At 72.6% G+C, this 6,011-nt stretch carries 7 protein-coding genes; 5 read left to right on the top strand and 2 right to left on the bottom strand.

Annotated features, from left to right (window positions below; all coding sequences use genetic code 11):
- Window positions 1-49: 49 nt before the first annotated feature.
- Window positions 50-1,021: a hypothetical protein gene (locus D7V93_RS47520; protein ID WP_147451522.1), complete on the bottom strand. Its 972-nt coding sequence runs from the start codon at window positions 1,019-1,021 to the stop codon at window positions 50-52.
- Window positions 1,022-1,224: 203 nt separating this feature from the next.
- Here D7V93_RS47520 and D7V93_RS36010 point away from each other — a divergent pair, with 203 nt between their 5' ends.
- The 5 genes from D7V93_RS36010 to D7V93_RS35990 all read left to right on the top strand — a co-directional run bounded on the left by D7V93_RS36010 (window position 1,225) and on the right by D7V93_RS35990 (window position 5,710).
- Window positions 1,225-1,860 (top strand): RNA polymerase sigma factor, encoded by a 636-nt coding sequence (locus D7V93_RS36010; protein ID WP_158623939.1) that lies wholly within the window; start codon window positions 1,225-1,227, stop codon window positions 1,858-1,860.
- Window positions 1,857-2,456, top strand: coding sequence for a PH domain-containing protein (locus D7V93_RS36005; protein ID WP_120647666.1), 600 nt, complete (start codon window positions 1,857-1,859; stop codon window positions 2,454-2,456). The genes D7V93_RS36010 and D7V93_RS36005 overlap by 4 nt, the downstream gene beginning before the upstream one ends.
- The gene (locus tag D7V93_RS36000) at window positions 2,453-2,917 is read left to right on the top strand and encodes a hypothetical protein (RefSeq protein ID WP_120647665.1); all 465 of its coding nucleotides are present in this window, start codon (window positions 2,453-2,455) and stop codon (window positions 2,915-2,917) included. The genes D7V93_RS36005 and D7V93_RS36000 overlap by 4 nt, the downstream gene beginning before the upstream one ends.
- Before the next feature lie 214 nt (window positions 2,918-3,131).
- Window positions 3,132-4,934 carry a tetratricopeptide repeat protein gene (locus D7V93_RS35995; RefSeq protein WP_120647664.1) on the top strand — a complete coding sequence of 601 codons (1,803 nt, stop codon included), beginning with the start codon at window positions 3,132-3,134 and terminating at the stop codon, window positions 4,932-4,934.
- A gap of 212 nt (window positions 4,935-5,146) precedes the next feature.
- Window positions 5,147-5,710: a hypothetical protein gene (locus tag D7V93_RS35990; protein ID WP_120647663.1), complete on the top strand. Its 564-nt coding sequence runs from the start codon at window positions 5,147-5,149 to the stop codon at window positions 5,708-5,710.
- Window positions 5,711-5,762: 52 nt separating this feature from the next.
- On the opposite strand, the gene D7V93_RS35985 is transcribed toward D7V93_RS35990, so the two are convergent.
- Window positions 5,763-6,011 (bottom strand): DUF938 domain-containing protein (locus D7V93_RS35985; protein WP_120647662.1); only part of this gene is annotated, 249 nt, incomplete at its 5' end.

The raw sequence follows: 6,011 nt of genomic DNA, 5'->3' as shown, positions 1-6,011 counted from the left end.
AGGAGGGGGAGGGGTGGGTGCCCCCCGGGCCGCGAGCCCCATGAAACAATTAGTGGCGACCGCCGCCGCGCTCACCGCGCTCGGGCAGGCTCACCGTGGCGCCGTCGAGCGTGCCGTCACCGCACTCCGGGCCGAAGCTGAGCACGTGGCTCGCTCCGTCCGCGGTGGTGCGCGTGAGCGTGCCGCCCGTGGGCCAGGGGCACACGTCGCGCGACGGCCGGACGATGCCCGCCAGCGTGACGGTGCCCTGCGAGCCATCCAGCAGGGTCTCCGTGTAGGCGCCGTCGATGGTGCGCACCGGCGGCGTGTCGGTGGAGAACGCGACGGACAGCTCGCCCGTCAGGCGCACCGACTTCACCACCGCGCCGGATGCATCCGTGTGCGTGCGCGTCACGTCCGCCTGCGTGCTCTTCTGCCGCGGCGGCGCGCCGTCCACCAGCTCCGCGGTGGAGGACGTGGTGCCCTTCACGGTGGAGACCTCGCCGTCGGTGTTCGTGCGGGAGACCTCGAAGGTCACTGTCTGGCTTTGCGTCACCGCGCCCGTGCAGTCCTCGGCGGCTTCATAGGCATTCACGATGTCCACCGTGCCGCTGGACGGCCCGCCCGGGCCCCGACCGCCGGGCCCGCCAGGCCCGCCCGCGTCCCCGGCTCCGAACGACTGACCGCGCACCGGAGGCGCTCCGCCATCCAGGGGAGGAGGAGGCGGCGGGCCACCGGGACCACCGTGGCCGCCACCGCCGCCGGGACCGCCAGGTCCGCCGGGACGCGTGGGGGCCGCGCAGTCCGTCCATTCCAGATGCACCGTGGCGGGCAGGCTCTTGCCACACACGTCCACGGTGGTGACGTCGGGGCTCGCGTCACAGTGAAAGCCTTCCACGGCCTGGGGACGCAGCTTGTCCAGGCCATGCAGCAGGCTGGACACCTCCACCGCGTCGCTCGAATCCGACGTGGCCTCCACGGTCTGGGACACGTCCGACGTGGCGTCCGTGCTCGCGGTGTCCGAACCGCAGCCGACCGTCATGGTCCCCACCACCAGCGCGACTGCTCCAAGCCACTGACTGCCCCTGCTCCAGTGCGTCATGAGTGCGTGCTCCCTTTGCCATCCGGTGCCCGGCCGCTGTCCGTTGCCTCCCTGAGACGAAATGAATTTCCGCCGTGTTCCCGGCGGGTGATTTCTCGCGGCTTTTTGAGCGCGACCCGGGGCCGGATAGAGTGCCGCCGACCGTGGACGGCGAACTGCGCGCACTCATCCTCGAAGCCCAGGACGGCAACGTGCCGGCCTTCGAGTTGCTCGTCGCGTCCCACCTGCCGCGGGTGCGCCGCTTCGCGCGGGCCTTCGCCGCGTCGGACGCGGACGTGGACGACCTGGCGCAGGAAGCGCTGGTGAAGGTGTACCGGAGCCTGCGCTCGTACCGCTTCCAGTCCGCGTTCCAGACGTGGCTCTATTCGGTGGTGCGCAACGCCTTCTATGACACCACCCGCAGCCGTGCCGGCCGGGAGCGCGCCCGGGAGGAGCCGCTGGAGCAGGAACACATCCTGGCGCCGTCGGGCGCGGAGTCCGCGGACGAAGGGCTGATGCGCGCCCAGGAACGGGACCGGCTGTGGCGGGCCCTGCGCGCGCTGCCGGAGGAGTTCCGCACGGCGGTGGTGCTCTTCGACGTGGAAGGGCACAGCTATGAAGAGGTGGCCGACATCGAGGGCGTCCCGGTGGGCACGGTGAAGTCGCGCCTGTCGCGCGGCCGGGCACACCTCAAAGCCCTGCTGGCGGGGGGCCAGGGGCCCGACGGCCCGGCAGATGAACCGTCGGCGGGAACATCCGGGCGGGAGATTCCGTCGCACGTCACAAGGAGTGGGAAATGAGTGAGCCCGAGGAGAGCGAGGACCGCGCGTTGCGCAAGCGTCTGGCGGCGCTGCGAGACGACGCGCCCGGGCCCGACTTCCAGGCCACGCTCCACCGTCGGCTGGTGGAGGCCGGCCCACCGACACCGGCGCCAGGGTGGGATGCGGTGCGTTCCTTCTGGCGGCGGCACGCGCCCGTGCTCTGGCCCGCGGTGGGCATCGCGGCGGGGGTGGCCACCTTCCTGGTGCTGGGCGCGGTGCGTGGCATGCCCGGCGCCACCGTTCCGGAGACGCGGGAGGCGCGCGTGCTCGAACGGCCGGGTACCCAGGTGCCGGTGAGCAAGGTCGCGGTCATCAAGCTGGACTTCACGGCGGACGTGGCCGTGGAGCAGGCGGACTTCCAGGTGAGCCTGCCGGAGGGGTTGTCCTTCTGGGCGGACGGCGAGGAGTTGCCGCTGCGCTCCTTCCAGTGGACGCAGGCGCTGAGCGCGGGCAGTAACGTGATTCCCATCGCGGTGCGTGGACAGCGGCCGGGGCGCTATCTGGTGACGGCCCTGGCGCGCGCGGGCGACCAGCGCATCGAGCATGATGTGGTGCTGGAGGTCACGGGCGGATGAACACCTGGCTCACACGGCTGACGCCGGCGCTCCTGCTCCTCCTCCTGGTGGGGAGTGGGACCGCGCGCGCGCAGGCGACCCCGGCCCCCGCGCCGACGGAGGCCGCGCGGCCTCCCGAAGCCCCCGTTCCTCCGCCCCCGGCCGGCGCGCAGCAGGCGCACGTGCGCAGCTCGCACACGGTGGATGTCATCGCGCCGGGAGAGAAGGTGGACACCATCCTGGGCCGCATGAAGGCGGAGCGTCCCGCGCCTCCGCCGCGAGGGGATGCCATCCGTCCGCCTCCGGGCCCGGGGACGCGAGGCCCGAAGGAGGCCCCTGGACCGGGCCGTCCCAATGGGCAGCGACCTCCGGGGGATGACGGCCACATGCGCTCGCCGTCCCCGAGGACCGACGGCGCGCGACCGCCCCCCAACCAGCAACCGCCCCCGTCGCAGCCGCCCAACCAGCAACCCCGGCGATGAGCGCCGTGACAGGCCCCGTGAGACCGACGCGGCCCGCGGCCTCGGGGCGCGTCAACGCGCTCCCGGCGGCGGCGGTGCCCCTGTCTCCGAGGAGTCCCAGCGGGCGGTGCCTCCCCATGGCACCGGGGCTCGGACCGGATGGGCGAAGCCGCGTCTGCGTGCGTGGAGCACGGTTCCCGCGCCACTCCTCACGGAATGAGGTACGTCCGTGAGCATGTGGACGGGCCTCCTGCTCCTGGTGGCGCTCGCGGCCGGTGAGCCCCTGGAGGACGCACGCCAATCCTTCGCGGCCGGCCACTATGCGGAGGCCGAGCAGCAGGCGCTCCAGGCCCACGCGGCCTCACCGTCCGGCGCCGCGCTCTACCTCGTGGGCCTGGCGCGCTTCCGCAGCGGCCGACCCGCCGAAGCCCTGGAGGCGCTCGACGCCGCGGGCCTCGCGCCGGACGCTCCCGAACCTGACGGCTGGAACTTCAACCGGGGCGCCTGTCTCTACGCCCTGGGCCGCTTCGTGGAGGCCGAGCAGGCCTTCGCCCAGGTCCGCGCCGACGCGCCCCTCGCGAGGGTGGCCTGGGTCAACGCGGGCTTCGCCGCATACGACGCGGGCTTCCCCGAACGTGCCGCGCAGTGGGCGGAGCGCGCCGCGGCCGGGGCCTCCGCCGAAGAGGCCCCCCTGGTGGAGGAGCTGCGCGCGCTCCTCACGCCGGCCCCCACCGGAAGCGACGGAGACGAAGCCTACCGCCAGGGGCTCGCGGCCTTCGACGCCGGTCGCTTCGACGAGGCCCGCGCCCACTTCCTGCGCGCCACGACGCTGACGCCCGACTCCGGACGCGCGCGCCTCATGGCGGGCGCCGCGGCCTACCGGCTGGGAGCCCGCGCCGAGGCCCGCGAGGACCTCACGTCGGCGCTCACGCGGTCCCTGTCCCCGCTGGACCGGAGGACCGCGCACCAGTACCTGGACCTGCTGTCCTCCGGACTGCGTTCGACCGGCCCCGGCCTCTGGGCATCCGCGAGCGTGGGCCCGGGCTTCGACAGCAACGTGCTCCAGGTGGGCATCGCCGCGCGAGACGTGTCCGGAGCGAGCACGGACCAGGACACCGCGAGCGCCTTCGCCGAAGCCAGCGTGGGCCTCACCGCGCGCTTCCGCCTGTCGGACGGACTCTTCGCGGCCCTCTCCTACGGAGGCACCCAGCGGGCCTACTCCCAGACCTCGCTGCGGGACTACTCGCTCCAGCTCCACCGGGTGACGGCGGCGGTGGAATGGGAGGCCGCGCGCCGCGTGCGCGGGGGCCTGCTCGCGGGCGGGGACCTGTTCTTCACCGGCCTGGAGGACTTCCGAGGCCTTCAGGCGGCGGTGAACGCGGGCGCATGGCTCGCGTGGGACGCGACCGAACGCACCAGCACCCGGCTGGACCTGGGCTTCTCCGGCAAGGACGGGCTCGGAGAGGAGTTCGCCTACCTCACCGGGCCACGCCTGGAGGCCACGCTGTCCCAGGAAGTGCGGCTGCGCGCGGGGAGCGTCACGGCGTGGTACCGCTACCGGCAGGACCGCATCGGCACGCTGGTGCAAGCCATCACCTCCACCGATGCCTCTGTCGCATCGCAGGCGTATGTCATTCCCTTCGGCTTCATGAGCCACGCTGTCGGAGGCTCCGGGAGGTGGCAGCCCCTGCCCTGGCTCACCGCCACCGTGGAAGCGGAGGTGGAGTGGCGCCGCTACCTCGAAGACAGCTCGCTGCGCGTCGAGACGACCGACGGCATCACCGAGACCTGGAACGCACGCCGCCGCGAGGACGTGCGCTTCGCGCTGGGACCCTCGCTGAGCGCGAGGCTGTCGAAGCACTTCCGACTCACCGCGCGCTACGAGCTGCTGGTGAACCGCTCCAACATCGACATGCGACTCACCGACGAGGACGCCGCCGCGTGCGAGGGGGCGGAGCACCTCTGCCATGTGTATGACTACACGAATGGCATCTACGAGAAGCATGGTGTGATGCTCCAGCTCGAAGCCGTGTGGTGAGCCCAAGGGCAGGCGCACCCCCGACAGGAGAGAGACGAACTCCCGCGCGAGGATGTTCCCGGGCACCGCGCTGTCGACTTCGCGATGGAGGCCCCTGCCTTCAAGGTGGGGCCTCCAGGCGCCCCCCGCGCCAGGGGGTGTTGCGAAGGCCGACCCTACGTCTACACGTTCCGCGGGAAGGACTCTCACGACAGAGGAGGCGCACCGTGCCCATGTCCATGCCCAGATTCTCGCTGGCCCTCGCCGCGTCCGCGGCGCTGTGCTTCTCCGCGGGCTGCTCCAAACAAGAGATGCACAAGTCCGAGTCGCCACAAGCGACTCCCACACCCGCGCAGGCGTCCGTGGATCAGCGCTGCCCCATGTCCGTGCCAGGAGCCCAGGTCCGCACGGAGGACACGTCGGACGGGGTGGCGCTCATCTTCACCACGTCGGATCCCTCGCAGGTCGCGGACCTCCAGACGCGCAGCCGCCGGATGCTGGACGAACAGGCCCAGCGCACGCGCTCGCAGACGCCCATGGACCTGGCGCAGGAAGAGGACCTGGGCGACAGCGCGCTGGAGGAGCAGGACGGCCTCGATGAAAGCGGAACGGGCGGTGGCGGCCCCCAGGACACCGCCGGGGCGCCGAGCGTGCCCTCCCGCGCGGTGGCGCAGGACACGCAGGACGGCATCACCGTCACCTACTCCGCCATGAACGACATGCAGAAGCGCCAGCTCATCGACGAGGTCCACGAGACGGCCCGCCAGATGAAGGGCGGCCACTGCCCCGGCATGTAGCCCGCGAGCACGTCACCGGGACGGCGCGGCAGGCCGTCCCGGTGGGAGCCCGCTACCGGCTGAACACGACCGTGAGGTTGTTGCTCGGCATCTCCACCACGCGCTCCCGGGTGAGCCCGTGTCGCAGCGCCTCGGCGGTGACCGCGCCCAGCTCGCGCACGCCCCAGGACGGGTCGCGGGCCCGGAGCGATTCATCGAAGGCGACGTTGCTCGGCGCGGGCACCGTGCCCTCCACGAAGTAGGGCCCGTACAACACCAGGCGTCCGCCCGCGCGCAGCACCAGCCCCGCCCCCCGCATCAG

It is taken from the genome of Corallococcus llansteffanensis, assembly GCF_003612055.1.
GTDB classification, from domain to species: domain Bacteria; phylum Myxococcota; class Myxococcia; order Myxococcales; family Myxococcaceae; genus Corallococcus; species Corallococcus llansteffanensis.
Note: the sequence above shows the minus strand (reverse complement) of the source record. Positions and strands in the feature narration are given on the sequence as shown.